Here is a 15,906-nt window from a genome sequence, read left to right on the forward strand (position 1 = left end):
AAAGGAGTGTTTCCAATAATGGCAAGAGGCCAGGCATATCCATCTGAAAGGCAATTTTTTGAGGATAGCAGAACCGGCGTGAAGATTACCAAGCTGACTGCGTTCCCGACCATTAACAGCAAGCTATACTTTCATATTAATGCGTTTACTCCGGATTCCCGGTCATTGGTATTCAAAACCTACAGGTCCGCGCAGCGAGATTCGCAGATCGATGTTTTCAAGGTTCAAACAGACGGCATGGGGCTGGTACAGCTAACCGATCGACCGAATGTGCGAGGGGCTATGGTCTCCTATGACGGGAAATGGTTGTACTACGTCACAAATGGCGAGCTTCGCCGAGTGTCCATGGACACCTATGAGGAAGATAGCATCAGCTATTTGGATGCACTGACGTGGGATGCTGAGTGCGCCAGTATGACTTATGACGACAAAAATTATTATGTAGAGGCTACTCTGAAAAATGGTCGACGCGGGATTGCCAGATTCACTACAGACGGTAAGGAGGCTGACGTGATTTTTGAGAATTCCGATATTACACATACCCAATGCGAGCCTACGGAGGGCAAGGTTATTGCTTTTCAGGACGGACCCGACGCATTCAACAGAAATATTTGGCTGATTGATCAGGATGGCAGCAACCTGCGTCCTTTGGAGCTTCCCTATGGGAATGGACATTGGATGTGGCTTGGCGGCACCAAACGGATTATGTCCAATCTGGAGAAGGAGCAGCAGGGAATTGCTATCATGGCGGAGAATTATGAAGAGCCTGAGCTATTTGTCAACGGGGAGCATTACTGGCATGGGTCCTGCAGTTTGGATGGGGAATGGATGGTCTCGGATACGAACTGGCCTGATCATGGTATACACCTGATTCATACAGCAACGAAGAAGCACAAGGTCCTATGTTACCCCAACAGCTCATCCTGCCATCCACAGTGGACGCATCCACACCCCTCCTTCAGCCCGGATGGCAAAATGGTGGTATATAATTCGGATGCCGGGGGGATTCCCAATGTTTATTTGGCAGTTATTCCCGACGAGATGCTCGCGGAGCTTGCAGAATAGTCGATAGGTTGCTGCGAGTTGGAGGTACATGATGAAAAACCGCCGTTTTAACTATTTCAAGCGATTGTTTTTGTTCTGCATCCTGATAGGGTTGATTCCCGTCATAACGCTGGGTTATTTCTCTTATGCCAAATCATCACAGCTATTGTTGGATAAGGCACACAGAAGCGACATGGAGATGGTGGAACAAACTCAGCTTCGTTTTGAACAAAAGCTGAAAATGGTGGATAATGCCCAGGCCCAAATTACCAACTCGCCACTTGTGATCGATGCTATGGAGCAGGAGCTCGACAGTGAAGACTATCTGACTTATGAGAAATTGATGCAGACGCTGTATCGGCTGCAGCTCTATGAATTCGGACTATCGGACGTTTACCTTGTGAATTTCAATAAAAATTGGATTTTAAGCAGCGCTGGTAAAGAATCACTGCAGGCCAGTGAGCTTAGCCCCACCTTTACGGGATATGTCAATAAAGGCAAGCTGTTTTTTTGGACTGTGTTTGAATCACCTTTTTTTGAAAAGTCAAACCCGCGGGTATGGAATACGGCGATTGTCAAAACGATCCCGATTAATTCCTTTAGCCCGCTTGGTCTTCTGGTTGCTGTACTGCCCAGCCACGAATTGAATAAAATGATCCCCAAAGTCAGCGGTGGCGATTCTGGCGACATGTACGTCCTGGATGAGCATTACCGCATACTTGCAGCTAGCAAGCCGGATATGATCGGTATGGAGCTGTCCGATGAGACGTACATGCAGACCATTAAGCAGGCCAACAGGGAAGCGGATCAATTTGAAACCGCTAACCATACCTATGGAATTACGTACAGGCAATCGAATTACAACGGCTGGATTTATGTGGTGAAAACAAATATTAATGAGATCACGAAGGAATCAAAAGCAATCGGATGGGTGACTATCTTCATTTGTTTGATTGTGTGTATCCTGATCTTTATTGTATCGTTGGAGGGGACTCGCAGGCTGTACGGTCCGGTTCGCAAGCTGTACGATCTTGTATTGAAATCGCCGGATATGCCGCGCTCCAAAAGAAACGATGAATTTTATTGGATTGAAAAAAACATGCATGTGCTGATGGGGAAGGAATCCCATATGAGGCATCAGCTTCACGATTTTTTTGTACATAAATTGCTGCAGGGTGCAGTGAACGCCAAAGAAATAGCTGACCGTATGGATACGAACGAGTTGGAATGCTGGAAGCAAATGCGGGTCATTTGCGTGCGCATGGATACGCTTGAAGGAACTAACTACACGGATCGGGATCGAGATTTGCTCCTGTTTGCAATTCTTAATATGGCGGGGGAATTAATTCCGCAGCCATTCAGGCTGAACCCGGTTGTGATCAATGATCTCCAGGTAACCTTATTAGGCAGTCATGCCGAGCTTCCAGAGGTTTCAAAGGCGGAGGTATATGAATGGGCGGCAGCAATACAAAATTCGGTGAAGCAGTATTTGCATTTAAACGTCAGTATGGGCATCAGCTGCATGTTTATGGAGTTGAACGAGGCACCGAACGCTTTGAAAGAAGCGAAGGAAGCGCTGTCTTACAGCGTGCGACTGGGACAGCAATCGATTCTGTTCCTCGAGGACATGCAGCCTGAAGTGGCAGAGCCAGCTGTTACGTATCCGCAGCAAGTCGTCAATGAGCTGATGGACCGCATTAAGCAATTGGACGAAGCGGGAAGCTATCAGCTGTTGGATGAGTTCATGGCGATCATTACCCGCAAAGCCATAAGCCAGCAGGAATTTCAGTTGGTGCTGCTTCGACTGCTTGTCGATATGACGCGGCTTGTTCAGGAAATGGGGGGCACCCTGTATCATATCGTTCCCCAGGAAAAAGAGGTTGTAAATGAAATTCTTTCCTTGAAATCGACCAAGGAAATCGTAGGATGGATGAGACTTACGATGATTCGTCCACTGATAGATTATATCGAAAAGAGCAGGGAAACCCTGTATACGAGAATTTCCGATCAGATGCTTGCTATTATTGATCAGGAATACGATTCGCCCTTGTCTCTGGAGAGCTGCGCAGCCCGTCTGAACTATCATCCGGAATATATCAGTCGTGTATTTCGCAAAGAGACCGGGTTTGTTTTCAGTGATTATTTGTCGAGACATCGACTGCTAATGGCCAAAAAATTTTTGGTCGAAACGAGTATGTCGATCACGGAAATTTCGGAAAAGATGAGGTATAACAATCCGCAAAACTTTATACGATATTTTCGCAAGCTGGAAGGCGTCACGCCGAAGCAATACAGGGAGCTGAGCCTTACGAAAAAAAACCAATCAACAAATCAAGCGAACGGGCAGTAAGCGATCCGGAGCAGGTTTGTTTGTTAGGAATTCAGGGAGTTGGGGGAGGTGATTTTCTGTTATACTGTAAGCTAAGATCAATTATGAAATGAAGGTGATGAGTTCATGGCGAATTTCATTGTAGGTGAATCCTATGAATCCAGAAAGCGTGCCGGTAGATGAAGATAAATAAATATATGTTTCAGGAGGAAGGTTTGCATCGGTTTCTGGGTACCTTGGAAGCCCGAATTATGGAGGTTTTTTGGGTATCTGAAGAGCTGAGCATTAAACAAATGCACCATAAGCTGAATGAAGAGAGTCCATATTCGATTAATACGATCATGACTGTCATGAATCGGTTGTATGACAAGGGGCTGCTGCATAGGCATACGGAAGGAAAAGGTCGTACGAAGCTTACTCATTTCAAAGCAGCGTCAACCAAAGAACAGTTTTTGGCCGAACAGACGAAAAACGTAACTCGCGGCTTGATTGAAGATTTTGGCGATTTGATGGTAACCCATATCGTAGATGTCATTGATGAGGCTGATCCGCATCTTATTCAAACATTGGAGACTAAACTCCAAGAGTTAAAGAAAAGGAATCGTTAAATGAGCAGCTTGTTGAAACCCAGCATGGCCATTTGTTGTATATATGTTGTTGCTGCCTGGATTTTGTTGCAAATGGGCATGGCCTTATCCCATCATATCAGTGATGTTGAATTGCAGCCGGATATGTGGTTAGTTATCCAAAATATGCTGTTCGATTTAGTAGTCGGACATTCTTTCTTTGAAACGGTTTTTATTTTATTAATAGGCCTAACCTGCTTACGGATGCTTACCTATATGGGCAGACATCTGTATGCTTCCTATAACTGGTACACTTATGCCAAAGTCCGAATGCATCCCCGTTTAACAACACAATGGACTCGAAAATATAAAAAATGGCATACTCACATAGATGTTATTCGTGAACAGCAGCCGGTAGCTTTTGTGATAGGCATGATACATCCCCGGATTGTGATCTCCACTGGTTTATTGGACATGCTTTCTTTGGAGGAGGTACACGCTGTCTTGCTTCATGAGCGTTATCACTGTACACAGCGACATCCTTTGAAAAAATGGCTGGCTACCATGATAATCACGAGCATGCCTTATATGTCCATCTTGAAAGGGTTGGGTCACTACTACGATATTTGGATTGAACTTCTGGCAGACCGTTATGCCATCACACAAACAAACTCCACCTACACCATCGGCACAGCATTATTAAAGCTTGTCCAAACCCAAAGATTCGTTAACCCTTGCCAAGGGGTAAGTTTTTCGGATACGGCGATCAATTATCGGTTATCTCAACTTATTAATCCTGAGCAATCGATTGAGGTACCGATGGTTTCTTTAAGATCCGTTTGTACTTCGGGTACGGTTCTAATCGTGATTTCGATGATTATCTTTTTTCAGTGTATCTAAACTATAGTGGAAACAGGAACAAAGTGGGGGACATACGCTCCCGCTTTTTTTGTGCTGCATACATCCAAAATATGAATAAATATTGAATTATTAATTTGTTTATTGACATTTGTATACATGTTTAATACAGTGGGAATACAAATAAACTACGGTGGATAGTTTATTAATCTTAAATATTAACAATTAACAAAGATTCACCTGGATGCACCAAGCAAGGGGGGACTTATGTCGATTTTTTACCGGGATTTGAATCATGAACGAATACAGGATCGATGGCTGGAATGGGAGGGTCATCGGCATGAAATTAATTTGTTAATTAGCCGTTCACTGGCTGATGGCAATGAACGGAATTGTGCGATCGTTCTGGGGGCAGGCAATTGTGATGATTTGGATCTTCATTATTTTTGTGATGTTTTTGAGCAACTGACTTTAGTAGACATAGATGCTCTATCGCTTCAGGAGGGAGTGAGCCGACTAGCCCCTGAACTTCTTGGCCGCATCGAGCTGCTGGGAAGTATAGATTTTACCAAGCTGGATCAAGTCAATTTTTACAGCAGGTTTAATGATTTATTGCAGAGGAAAGCACTAATGTCAGAAATAAGTTCCTTTTTAACTCAAATCCCGAGTGAAATCGTTCGCTGCTCTTTATTAGAGCCATGGAAAGGTCGATTTTCTGTAGTCATTTCTTCAGCTGTGTATACCCAGATATTTTATATTCATGTATTAACCTTGCTAGCCGTTCATGCTTCAAGCTACACAACTGAGGAAATAACGGTCCTAATAGATGGGCTGAAGACGTTGAGAGACTGTATGGTAAAGGCGTACAATGACCTGATGCTCTATTTACTTGAAGAGGATGGAACGATCATCGCATGGTCCGATGTTGTTAAATTCGACGAGCATTCTCCTTTTCCGGAGGAGCAGTTTTATGCAATCAACAACGAAAAGGAACGCATGCAGTTTATGTTCGATATTGCCAGTAAGCAGGGTAGAGAGGCCGCGTTAACAGGTCTGCATGATCTTCATGGAAGACTGCACAGCGAAGATCGGCAGTTCGCTTGCTGGATTTGGCCGTACAGCTCCAATAGACATTACATTACATTTGGCATATCTGGCAAAATAGTAAAAGGTCATCCCTGATATATCGCGCTCACTTCCATACATTTTATTAGCTTGTATCGCTTTCAAATAGTCAATTGCTCCTCCATATGGAATCTTATCTTATTTATGCGCCATCAGGGATCTTGATCATTTTTAGTTGACCACATTTTACAAAATGATACTATTAAAGGAATACTTTAAAGGGGTGAATGGTTATGAGTTATACGAGTCCCAATTGGAACACGTCCGTACTGATCACTATTGACACACAAAATGACTTTACCTTGCCCGACGCTCCGGCCGAAATCAAGGGGACTGCTGCTGTGCTGCCGAACATGAAGAGTGTGCTGCAAGCTTATCGAGCTCAAGGTTTGCCGATTGTGCATGTCATTCGATTGTATAAGGAAGATGGCTCCAACGTCGATATAAGCCGTAAAGAGGCCATTGAAAGAGGTGCCAGGATCGCCGCTCCAAACACGGATGGTGCAGAATTGGTATTCGAAATCCGTTCACCACTTTATAATTCCCTTGATGCGAACAAGCTGCTACAAGGTGCCTTTCAGTCCATTGGAGAACAAGAGTGGGTGATGTACAAGTCACGTTGGGGTGCTTTTTATAAAACTGATTTGGAACCGTTCTTACGAGCTCGTGGAATCGATACAATCGTATTTACAGGCTGTAACTTTCCCAACTGCCCAAGAACTTCCATGTACGAAGCAAGCGAACGGGATTTCCGGGTAGTCATGGTTGCGGACTCCATGTCGCAAGTTTATGAGCAAGGTATCCGGGAAATGAGCAGCATTGGTGTGCATGTATGCGGCTTGGATGCCGTTCTTGCTGCTATCCAATAAATGAAAAACATCTTGATGATGAACCGTGGACATCTTTTTGTATGGAATCCACGGTTCTGTCTTTTTGTAAAAAGTTGTGATTAGAGTAGAACTAAGCAAGCCTGACAGTCGGTCGTACAACCAGCTCATTGACATCCACATCATCTGGCTGCTCAATGGCAAACATTATAGTACGGGCGATGGCAGAGGCGGGTATGGAGTTGCGGCGATATACTTTCATCAGCTGACTTGCCTGTTCATCCGTGATGCTGTCGGCAAGCTCCGACTCCGTAACACCCGGTGACACAAGTGTGACCCGGATATCCCCGCCAACTTCTTGCCTCAAGCCATCAGTGATGGCACGGACAGCATATTTGGTCGCGCAATAGACGGCTGCCGTAGGTGAAACTTCATAAGCCCCGACTGAGGCTATATTGATGAATTGGCCGAATCCTTGCTCTTGCATCACTGGTAGTCCAGCGGCGATACCATGAAGCACACCACGGATATTGACATCAATCATTCGATTCCATTCTTCAATCTTCAAAGCGGCCAGACTGGAAAGCGGCATGACGCCGGCATTGTTGACAACTACATCAAGTCTCCCAAACCGGCTTTGTGCGTAACTGATTATGCTCTCCATCTGCTCAAGCTGGGTCACATCCAGGGACTGATAAGCAATGGAACAGCCTTCTGACTGAAGCTTCGAGGCAAGTGCATCCAGACGCTCCGTACGTCTTGCACCCATAACGACATGAGCACCTCTGTGCGCCAACAGCTGTGCTGTGGCTTCACCTATTCCACTGCTTGCTCCGGTAATGACGACAACTTTTCCTGTTATATTCGACATGTTTATCTCTCCTCTAATTATTGTTCGCGATATAGAATCATACCTGCGTGGTAAAGAATGTCTTCCCGAAAATCCCCATCAGCAGTAAAACCGGTATCGTCAACATAATCGATATGATCTCCTGTCAAGGTGTAGCGTCCTTGATAAGCGCTTTTCTTATTCCCGCGAGCTTCGTCGTACCGTCCGTTAGGAAGGAGTTCGTGCCGAATGAATCCGTTCTGTGTAACCCAAATACCGACATATTTGTGCTGCGCTGCTGGACTTGTTGTTTCCATTTTCTTTTCTCCTTTGTCTCGGTTTTGTTGGAAGTATGATGCTGACTCATTGGCCTCTCGGCTTATTGAGTGGGGCATGTCATTCATTATGAAATATCAGGCACTTCATACGGTAGCCGATTCGTAGGAGGTTATTGCCTAATCGTCCAAAATATAATAATGTTAAGCTAACTTGATCATTGGGAGGAAGAGGGTGTGTCTTATGAATTTACTTTGGATAATGAGAAGATTATTAAACAGCAGGAAGAATTGGCATCGATCATCGAACGGTACACCCGAAAGAATGGAACTCACTCTACAGCTATCACTTCATTAAAATTCATCCGGGCATCGGAAAAATCGGAACCGCAGTATACGATTTATGAGCCAGCCCTATGTATCGTAGCCCAAGGAACGAAGTTGGTTATGCTCGCAGAGAAAAGTTTCCAATATGATCCGGCCACCTACCTCGTAGCATCCGTACAATTGCCCATTACTGGGCAGATCATCCAGGCGACGCCACAATCACCTTACCTCAGCCTGCAGCTGAATTTCAGCGCCGATCAGATTCTTGATATCATCAAGGAATCCGAAGTGACCAGGGGGCAAAAGGGAGATGCAGCGCGCGGCCTGCTGGTAAGCAGAACAAGTACATCACTTCTCGACGCCGTATTAAGACTGGTTCGACTACTCGATGAACCGCGGGACATTCCTGTTCTTGCGCCATTGATCATTCGTGAGATTCTGTACCGGGTTCTGCAGGATGAACAGGGGAGTTCCGTTCTACAGTTCGCTGTTGCCGGCAGTCACGCCCAGCGCATCGCAAAAGTGATAGAGCTAATTAATCGTGATTTCGACAAACCTTTGCGGATTGATTATTTAGCGATGACCGCAAATATGAGTCCTTCATCACTCCATCACCATTTCAAAGAAGTGTCGGCCATGAGTCCGCTGCAATACCAAAAGCAAATCAGACTGCAGGAAGCCCGTCGGCTGCTGCTGTCAGAGACATCCGAAGCTGCGGATGCCGGGTTCCGTGTCGGTTATGAGAGTCCGTCCCAGTTCAGCAGGGAATATGCTCGGATGTTCGGTCAGCCCCCGGTCAGCGATATCAAGCGTCTTCGCGATTCATTGAGTGCAACGGCAGAAGCTGAAGAAGCTTGACATCGTATCAAGAATCGAATACATTAATGATGTAAGTAAGCACATGCATTAAAGGAGTATGCAGATGAGCAGCAATCAAAGTACAAGTGATAAGATTCTGTTAGCAACAATCGATCTCATGGCAGAAAAGGGATATGACGGTACGACAACCAAGGAAATAGCAGCTGCTGCAGGGGTGAACGAAGTCACGTTATTTCGGCATTTCGGAACGAAAGTGAAGCTGCTTGAATCCGCATTTCATCGCTATCATTATGCCGAGGAGATGACAATACTTTTTAGTGAAAGCCTAATAGGGGAGCTGTATTCGGATCTTCTCATGATCAGTCGTACGTATCATAAGATCATGAATCGGAATAAACAAATAATTTCAATTGCTCTAAAAGGAAGCAGCAATCTTCCTGAAGAGGTTCTTCAGGAGGCTTCGCGTAATCCTAAACTTCTGAAAAAACTTTTAACGAAATATTTGACCGACTTATCGGAACAAGGTAAGGTTCTCACGTCGAAACCTGAATTGCAGGCGCTATCATTCATGTGGATGAATTATGGTGCTTTCGTTAGTAACCTGAATGCAAAAGAGGCGATCTCAGAAGAATCGTTGGAGGCATTTATCGAGGAAAGCGTACGGTTATTCGCTAGGGCATTAACCCCCTAGCTTTTTTATAAAATATAATGTAAGTATGCACTTGCTATCAACAGGAAAAATTATTCAGACGATTTACAGCGGGTTTTACAGTGGAGTGGCAGACGAAATGATGAAGGGTGAGATGTTGTATGATTAACGAATTATTTCCTTACGAAAAAAAGCGTCAACAGGTTTTGGGTCTGGAGATGGCGTACGTGGAGGTAGGAAACGGCGATCCGATCATTTTCCTGCATGGCAATCCAGCGTCCTCCTATCTATGGCGCAACATTATTCCTTATGTGCAGGAATATGGCCGCTGCATTGCCCCTGATCTTATCGGTATGGGGGACTCAGATAAAATTCCTGATAGCGGCCCCGACTCCTACACATTTGTCGAGAATCGTCATTATCTCGATACACTTCTGGAGCAGCTCGGCGTAACGGAGAATGTTATCTTTGTGGTGCACGATTGGGGCTCGGCTCTGGGCTTTGATTGGGCGTACCGCCATCCTGGCGCCGTAAAAGGCATTGTATATATGGAGGCCATTATCAAACCTCGCAGCTGGAGCGAGATACCCGAGACCGGTCGCAAGATTTTTCAGGCGCTGCGGTCCCCTGCGGGCGAACAGATGGTGCTAGAACAAAACTCCTTCATCGAGGTCAATCTTCCGATCAATATTTTGCGTAAGTTGACGGAGGAAGAGCTTGAGCAATACCGACGGCCATTTGTGGAGCCGGGCGAAGCGCGTCGTCCTACATTATCCTGGGCACGACAACTTCCATTTGATGGAGAGCCGGAGAATGTGACTGAAATTGTCACTACTTACGGAGAATGGCTGGCACAAAGCCCTGTTCCTAAATTATTCATTAATAGTGATCCCGGCACGATGCCGCAATCGCACTTGGATTTCTGCCGTACCTGGCCTGCACAGAACGAAGTCACGGTGCGGGGACGCCACTATCCTATGGAGGACGAACCGGATGAGGTGGGTTCAGCCCTTGCTGCTTGGTTAAAGGATCTGGTTTAGCATTTGACTCTTACGGGTATTCAGAATTTCAACAAAGGTTGATGGCTGTTCCACTTAACGAAACAACGGCGCATCTTCGAGGATCGTTTAAGCGTTTCGAAGACGTACAGAAGACTGACTTATAGAAACATATTATAGACACAAATCGAAGAGGTACAATGGAACATAATAACCGTGAGGATAGAACATACGTTCTGTACTCGCGGTTATTTTAGTAAAACGTCATCAGGATCGTTGGTATATATTGGATATTAGTTATTTATTGGAAATAACCCCTTGAATATCCGTAATTAAGGGCCCAATTGGACCATACGCTGCCAATTATATACATAAGTACGACTATGTGGATTATGTTATCTCATAAGGGGTAAGGGAACGTGTGTTCTGTATTGTTTGTGTTAATCACATTGGCAATGGATCGTCTGTACTCTTAATTGAATTTTGGTTCTGTAGGAGTTGAGCTATGGAACTTTATATTTATGATTTCAGCAATGACCGGAAGCAGCAGCAGCGAGCCATACACGCCGATTGTATAGCTGGTTACAAACCCAATGCCTATACCGTCATGAAGTACATATGTGATCGTATGTATGAACAGATTCGTAAAACAAAAAGCATAGCTGCGCGTCATCCACTTGCGATGAGCCTTTACTTGTTTTTTTCTAATTTTCAAAATCGCGATAACGGTCATGATTGGCCAAACGATATTCAACAAATTGAACGCTATGCTGACAGCTTTTCCTCCAGTGGCAAAGGGAGCCATATAACCGGATGTGACGTCTACAATAATAACAGCGGCTAGATACACATAACCGTTAATTTTATGAAGCTTGCGGTAATTCCTTAAAATCGTCTGGGAGAAATTAATGGCTCCCGATACCATGGCCAGGCAAGCACACAGGACATGGACATACATCACATTTAACCAAACGGGGGCATTGAATTTCTTGTTCAGTTTGTGATCCAGGAAACTCGCAGCTTGTGGATCATATATAAAATTCATATAAATCACGTAGACAATAAAACAGATGATAATGGCGAGCATGATTAAATAATAGCTACTTGATTTTAACATTGTATTCTCTATTCCTCTCATTTTTTGGCCTTATCGTACCCAATTGTGCTATGATTTACTGAAAACAAGTCATACAGAATCTATCGATTCTCGAAAGGATATTGGCTATGCGTAAAGGTGATAAAACAAAGCTGCATATTATTATGAAATCGGCGGAGCTGTTCAACCAGAAAGGATATGCGGCAACGACCATGCAGGATATTATGGATGCGACCCAATTGACCAAAGGCGGCATATATCGCAACTTTTCCAGCAAAGACGATATTGCTATGGAAGCATTCAAATATGCTGGAGAAGTACTTTGGGAACACTTTTCCCGGGCGATACAGAATTGCCACACTTCGACCGATGCCATACTGGCGATGTGCGATGTGTACAGCGATACGGTGCATAATCCACCCCTTCAAGGAGGCTGTCCTTTTCTGAATACAGCTGTTGAGAGTGATCATTCCTTTCCGGTGCTGCGTGATCAAGCCATGGATGCTTACCGACAAATGCTTGCATTTATCCAGAGGCTGCTTGAGCAGGGTACCGTTACCGGGGAGTTCAGTGCTGACATGGACACGGAGTCGGCGGCTTCCTTTATTTTTTCGTCTATTGAAGGGGCGATTATGTCAAGCAGGCTTACGCTCGATAATAAACATGTCCGCTATGCAAGGAACCAAATTCAACGTTGGTTATTGACATTCAAACCTGCGTAAGTTTGTTTTGCTCTGCGTTCTCCAGTCGTTCACCTGTCACCTTCGAAGCAGGCAGTATACCGGCTTTTGCCGTTCCCAACATTTGGTTACCGTGAACGTGAACATGGAACCTTAAATTCAATCGCATAGGCTTCGTTACCCGCAGCAGCCAAGAAAGCTGGTTGTCTTGTATAATTGGCTCCATGATGTCCACTACTTCATCGGCCTGTTCAGCAATGCCGCATACCTGTCCATTAACTTTGCTAATGGTGAGAGTTACCTTCATTTTGCCAATTGGAGTTGCAATAACTACAGACCACACACCCTCGAAGTTAGGCTCGTCTCCGTCAGTCGCTTCTTCAAGACCGGATATTTGCGGGGATAGGTCCGACTCGGGGCTGGACGGCGACACTCCCGCTATTGGAGCGAGTCCGCGAGCTTGCCAGACCGTTCCACGCCTTTCATATTCAAACAGTTGCTCCACCGCATGAGCCATTCTCGGCCCCAATTCACGCTCAATCAGGTACAGTGCTGTGTCCAGACCCGAAGTTACGCTTCCGCCTGTAACCAAGTCGCCGTCATCCACTACCCGAGCCGTCACAGGAATAGCTCCAGTCGCACTAAGAGCATCCATTCCCTGATGATGGGTAACAGCATGTCGGCCTTCCAGCATCCCGCTCATGGCAAGTAAGAGAGAACCTCCACAGACGGTTGCAATCGTGATTCCGGGTTTGCCAAAAGCTTCTCTTACCAGATTAGTCAATTGGGTTTCTGAAGCTCTCTGTAGTAACGAGACAACGGAGTCAGGTCCATCGCCGACCATGCTTCCAGAGGCCCCGGGTACAAGAATGATGCTGGATTTACTTGGATCTATCATACCACTTGTTGCGATTTGCAGCCCATTAGTACCGCTTGATACATTCCTGATACCTTCTGCTGATACGAGTTGAGCAGTTACCGCACCTCCCGACAACATCTCGGCTGCTGTAAACACTTCGTAGGGAGCCAGAGCATCCAATAAATCGAATCCATCGAATAAGACAATTTGTACATGCATAAAGACCATCCTCCTTGGCATAAAATAAAACCGAACCGTCCGGTCTCTTTTAATGATAAGCGAAGCCGACTTGCTTTTCAAACCCTTTCTTATGATCTTTTTGTGAACACATTGTGTAACCCCCCAACTCCTTTGCATACACGATAGATTTTGCCGCGGAAGAGCTGGTCAATCAACCGATGGCCGAATCATTCACTGTTCACGGCCAAGCATATAGGCGACCAAAAAAGCGCTTGATAAGCTCGGAAACAGGCCGGCTTTGTTCCTCCAGCACAAAATGCCCACCACATAGTAGATAGGTTTCGATATTTTTCAATTCTCTGCTAAAGGCGAAGGCCCCCTCCAACGTAAAGATAAAATCGTTTTTACCCCACGTTACAAGTGTCGGAGGCTGATAGGTCCGCAAATATTGCTGCCATAAAGGGTATTGCTCTACGTTGTGTCTATAATCGTAGCCTAGTTCGAGCTGAATTTGGCTATTTCCAGGACGATCCAGAAAAAACTGGTCCATCGAATACCCATCAGGGCTAATGAGATAAGGTTGGCATGCTCCTGTAATATACTGCTTCTTTGTAAAATCAAAAGTTACAAGCTCGGAAAATGCCGCTTCGGTTGCCGGGTTGCGGTTCGCCCACAGTGCTTTAAAGAGATCGAACGGTTTCCCCAGCCCTTCCTCATGGGCCACGGCATTTTGAATAACAAATCCAAGAATGCGGTGCGGATTGCGGATTGCCAGCCTAAATCCAATCGGTCCCCCATAATCATGGACATACAATATATAGCGGGAAATATTGAGCTTGTCGATAAGCTTTTCGATCACCATGGATAGATGCTCGAAGGTATATGGATATTCTTTTGCTTGAGGCATGCTGCTATTTCCATATCCAGGGTAATCAGGAGCGATGACATGAAATCGATCTGCCAGAAGAGGAATCAAATCCCTGAACATATGGGAGGAGCTTGGAAATCCATGAAGCAGGATAATGGTCGGATGACTCGGAGCCCCGGCCTCACGAAAAAATAGAGTCAACCCCTCGATATTCACTTTTTTATACAGCACCATCACTCCAACTCCTTTTCCCGAAACACGTATATTACGCCATTACAAAACTATGTGAAAAAGATCCATTTGAGTACCGTCCAATAGTTGGACTTGAGTTATCCATTTATAAATGGTAATAAACCAACCGGTCGGAACGCTCACATCAGACGTTGCGACGTTTACGGCTTTCCATAGTCCTGCAGATTTCCTGCAAAATAAAAAACGGTTTGCCTCATATGGGAGGTTAGCCGTTTTTGTTTTGTACGCTGATATTCGTGTTCAGGGTCAATCGTTAAAAGATACTCCAATCAAAAGCGGTAGAGAGGGTTTCCAGCAGATGAACACCAGCAGTGCTGTTGCCTTTGGTGTTCAAGGCAGGGCCAACAACACCAATACCGTAGTGGCCAGGCACCAACGCAAGAATGCCACCGGACACACCACTTTTCGCTGGTAATCCTGAGCGGATTGCAAAAGCACCCGACTCGTTGTACATCCCACAAGTCAGCATGAACGTTTTGGCAATTTGCACGTAACGGCGGGGAACCAGCTTCCGTCCCGTCATCGGATCGGTGCCGTCGAAGGCTAATACGAGTGCCATCCTCGCCAGATGCGAGCAGGTAACTTCTATCGAGCAATGCTTGAAGTAAACCTCCAATACCTCTTCAACATCGACTTCATCTCCAAGAACACGGTTAGCTTTAAGGAAATAGGCTAGCGAACGATTGCGATGTGCCGTATTCGTTTCTGAACGATAAACAGCGTCATTAAAAGTAAGTGTCGGATCTCCGGTCAATTCATGGAAAAAGGAAAGAATGCGGTTCGTCTTCTCGGCAGGAGTGGCTCCTGCAATCAAAGAGGACACCGTAATAGCTCCTGCGTTAATTAAAGGATTAAAAGGAATGCCTGGATCGACGAGCTCCAGCTTCAGCATTGAATTAAAATTGTCACCGGTAGGCTCCATGCCTACTTTGGAGAACACACCAGCTTCCCCTTGATCCATTAACGCGAGCAGTAGTGTAAAAACTTTGGAAATACTCTGCAAGGTGAACCGCATATCGTAGTCCCCGGCCGTGATGATACGTGTTGTATTATCAAAAATGGTGAAGCCAAGTGCTTCCCGTGGAGCATTAGCCAACTCTGGTATATAGGCAGCTACGTTCCCTGAGCAGGCCTGTTTACGGCTTTCTTCAAGCCATGTCGGCACCTGTTTCTCTAATTGTTCCCAAACGGAAGTCATGCTCCGTTCCTCCTTAAATTCTGTTCATATCCTTTTCGACAAAAGCTGCCGTCATCCTTTCATTAAAACATACATTTCGAAAAAGAGGAAACATAAAAAGGCTGGAGGGACCCTGTGTTTCACACAC

Annotated in this window: 16 protein-coding genes; 10 read left to right on the top strand and 6 right to left on the bottom strand. The window is 45.4% G+C overall.

Annotated elements, in window-relative coordinates; translation table 11 throughout:
• Window positions 1-18 precede the first annotated feature (18 nt).
• From OB236_RS35175 to OB236_RS35200, 6 genes are all read left to right on the top strand, one after another.
• Complete coding sequence (locus OB236_RS35175; protein ID WP_262688221.1) at window positions 19-1,065, top strand: oligogalacturonate lyase family protein; 1,047 nt, start codon at window positions 19-21, stop codon at window positions 1,063-1,065.
• Window positions 1,066-1,096: 31 nt separating this feature from the next.
• A complete protein-coding gene (locus tag OB236_RS35180) occupies window positions 1,097-3,394 on the top strand; it encodes an AraC family transcriptional regulator (RefSeq protein ID WP_262688222.1) in 2,298 nt (765 codons plus the stop codon).
• Between the two features lie 158 nt (window positions 3,395-3,552).
• Window positions 3,553-3,981, top strand: a complete 429-nt coding sequence (locus OB236_RS35185) for a BlaI/MecI/CopY family transcriptional regulator (protein WP_076238053.1) — start codon at window positions 3,553-3,555, stop codon at window positions 3,979-3,981.
• Entirely contained in the window at window positions 3,982-4,839 is an 858-nt protein-coding gene (locus tag OB236_RS35190; protein ID WP_262688223.1) for a M56 family metallopeptidase, read from the top strand.
• Between the two features lie 225 nt (window positions 4,840-5,064).
• Entirely contained in the window at window positions 5,065-5,979 is a 915-nt protein-coding gene (locus OB236_RS35195) for a hypothetical protein (protein WP_262688224.1), read from the top strand.
• A 176-nt stretch (window positions 5,980-6,155) separates the two neighbouring features.
• Window positions 6,156-6,791, top strand: coding sequence for a cysteine hydrolase family protein (locus tag OB236_RS35200; protein WP_262688225.1), 636 nt, complete (start codon window positions 6,156-6,158; stop codon window positions 6,789-6,791).
• A 91-nt stretch (window positions 6,792-6,882) separates the two neighbouring features.
• Here OB236_RS35200 and OB236_RS35205 read toward each other — a convergent pair whose 3' ends face one another.
• Window positions 6,883-7,620, bottom strand: coding sequence for an SDR family oxidoreductase (locus OB236_RS35205; RefSeq protein WP_262688226.1), 738 nt, complete (start codon window positions 7,618-7,620; stop codon window positions 6,883-6,885).
• Window positions 7,621-7,637: 17 nt separating this feature from the next.
• Entirely contained in the window at window positions 7,638-7,895 is a 258-nt protein-coding gene (locus tag OB236_RS35210) for an Atu4866 domain-containing protein (protein WP_262688227.1), read from the bottom strand.
• A 195-nt stretch (window positions 7,896-8,090) separates the two neighbouring features.
• Here OB236_RS35210 and OB236_RS35215 point away from each other — a divergent pair, with 195 nt between their 5' ends.
• The 3 genes from OB236_RS35215 to OB236_RS35225 all read left to right on the top strand — a co-directional run bounded on the left by OB236_RS35215 (window position 8,091) and on the right by OB236_RS35225 (window position 10,688).
• Window positions 8,091-9,038, top strand: a complete 948-nt coding sequence (locus OB236_RS35215) for an AraC family transcriptional regulator (RefSeq protein WP_262688228.1) — start codon at window positions 8,091-8,093, stop codon at window positions 9,036-9,038.
• Between the two features lie 64 nt (window positions 9,039-9,102).
• Entirely contained in the window at window positions 9,103-9,690 is a 588-nt protein-coding gene (locus OB236_RS35220) for a TetR/AcrR family transcriptional regulator (protein ID WP_076238047.1), read from the top strand.
• 119 nt (window positions 9,691-9,809) lie between these two features.
• Complete coding sequence (locus OB236_RS35225; protein WP_262688229.1) at window positions 9,810-10,688, top strand: haloalkane dehalogenase; 879 nt, start codon at window positions 9,810-9,812, stop codon at window positions 10,686-10,688.
• A 430-nt stretch (window positions 10,689-11,118) separates the two neighbouring features.
• Here OB236_RS35225 and OB236_RS35230 read toward each other — a convergent pair whose 3' ends face one another.
• Window positions 11,119-11,763: a DUF2306 domain-containing protein gene (locus tag OB236_RS35230; protein WP_262688230.1), complete on the bottom strand. Its 645-nt coding sequence runs from the start codon at window positions 11,761-11,763 to the stop codon at window positions 11,119-11,121.
• Window positions 11,764-11,870: 107 nt separating this feature from the next.
• On the opposite strand from OB236_RS35230, the gene OB236_RS35235 reads away from it, so the two are divergent.
• A complete protein-coding gene (locus tag OB236_RS35235) occupies window positions 11,871-12,464 on the top strand; it encodes a TetR/AcrR family transcriptional regulator (RefSeq protein WP_076234189.1) in 594 nt (197 codons plus the stop codon).
• Here OB236_RS35235 and OB236_RS35240 read toward each other — a convergent pair.
• From OB236_RS35240 to glsA, 3 genes are all read right to left on the bottom strand, one after another.
• Window positions 12,451-13,500 carry a DJ-1/PfpI family protein gene (locus OB236_RS35240; RefSeq protein ID WP_262688231.1) on the bottom strand — a complete coding sequence of 350 codons (1,050 nt, stop codon included), beginning with the start codon at window positions 13,498-13,500 and terminating at the stop codon, window positions 12,451-12,453. The two genes, OB236_RS35235 and OB236_RS35240, sit on opposite strands and share 14 nt — an antisense overlap.
• Before the next feature lie 199 nt (window positions 13,501-13,699).
• Entirely contained in the window at window positions 13,700-14,563 is an 864-nt protein-coding gene (locus OB236_RS35245) for an alpha/beta fold hydrolase (protein ID WP_262688232.1), read from the bottom strand.
• Between the two features lie 271 nt (window positions 14,564-14,834).
• Window positions 14,835-15,779, bottom strand: coding sequence for a glutaminase A (gene glsA, locus OB236_RS35250; RefSeq protein ID WP_076234186.1), 945 nt, complete (start codon window positions 15,777-15,779; stop codon window positions 14,835-14,837).
• Window positions 15,780-15,906 lie beyond the last annotated feature (127 nt).

The organism is Paenibacillus baimaensis (assembly GCF_025567575.1).

What these genes read in the sequence shown, in the direction of transcription:
- OB236_RS35225 (WP_262688229.1), top strand. Translation starts at nt 9,810, where the DNA reads ATGATTAACGAATTATTTCCTTACGAAAAAAAGCGTCAACAGGTTTTG.
- OB236_RS35175 (WP_262688221.1), top strand. Translation starts at nt 19, where the DNA reads ATGGCAAGAGGCCAGGCATATCCATCTGAAAGGCAATTTTTTGAGGAT.
- OB236_RS35190 (WP_262688223.1), top strand. Translation starts at nt 3,982, where the DNA reads ATGAGCAGCTTGTTGAAACCCAGCATGGCCATTTGTTGTATATATGTT.
- OB236_RS35235 (WP_076234189.1), top strand. Translation starts at nt 11,871, where the DNA reads ATGCGTAAAGGTGATAAAACAAAGCTGCATATTATTATGAAATCGGCG.
- OB236_RS35205 (WP_262688226.1), bottom strand. Translation starts at nt 7,620, where the DNA reads ATGTCGAATATAACAGGAAAAGTTGTCGTCATTACCGGAGCAAGCAGT.
- OB236_RS35245 (WP_262688232.1), bottom strand. Translation starts at nt 14,563, where the DNA reads ATGGTGCTGTATAAAAAAGTGAATATCGAGGGGTTGACTCTATTTTTT.
- OB236_RS35185 (WP_076238053.1), top strand. Translation starts at nt 3,553, where the DNA reads ATGAAGATAAATAAATATATGTTTCAGGAGGAAGGTTTGCATCGGTTT.
- OB236_RS35220 (WP_076238047.1), top strand. Translation starts at nt 9,103, where the DNA reads ATGAGCAGCAATCAAAGTACAAGTGATAAGATTCTGTTAGCAACAATC.
- OB236_RS35180 (WP_262688222.1), top strand. Translation starts at nt 1,097, where the DNA reads ATGAAAAACCGCCGTTTTAACTATTTCAAGCGATTGTTTTTGTTCTGC.
- OB236_RS35200 (WP_262688225.1), top strand. Translation starts at nt 6,156, where the DNA reads ATGAGTTATACGAGTCCCAATTGGAACACGTCCGTACTGATCACTATT.
- glsA (WP_076234186.1), bottom strand. Translation starts at nt 15,779, where the DNA reads ATGACTTCCGTTTGGGAACAATTAGAGAAACAGGTGCCGACATGGCTT.
- OB236_RS35195 (WP_262688224.1), top strand. Translation starts at nt 5,065, where the DNA reads ATGTCGATTTTTTACCGGGATTTGAATCATGAACGAATACAGGATCGA.
- OB236_RS35240 (WP_262688231.1), bottom strand. Translation starts at nt 13,500, where the DNA reads ATGCATGTACAAATTGTCTTATTCGATGGATTCGATTTATTGGATGCT.
- OB236_RS35210 (WP_262688227.1), bottom strand. Translation starts at nt 7,895, where the DNA reads ATGGAAACAACAAGTCCAGCAGCGCAGCACAAATATGTCGGTATTTGG.
- OB236_RS35230 (WP_262688230.1), bottom strand. Translation starts at nt 11,763, where the DNA reads ATGTTAAAATCAAGTAGCTATTATTTAATCATGCTCGCCATTATCATC.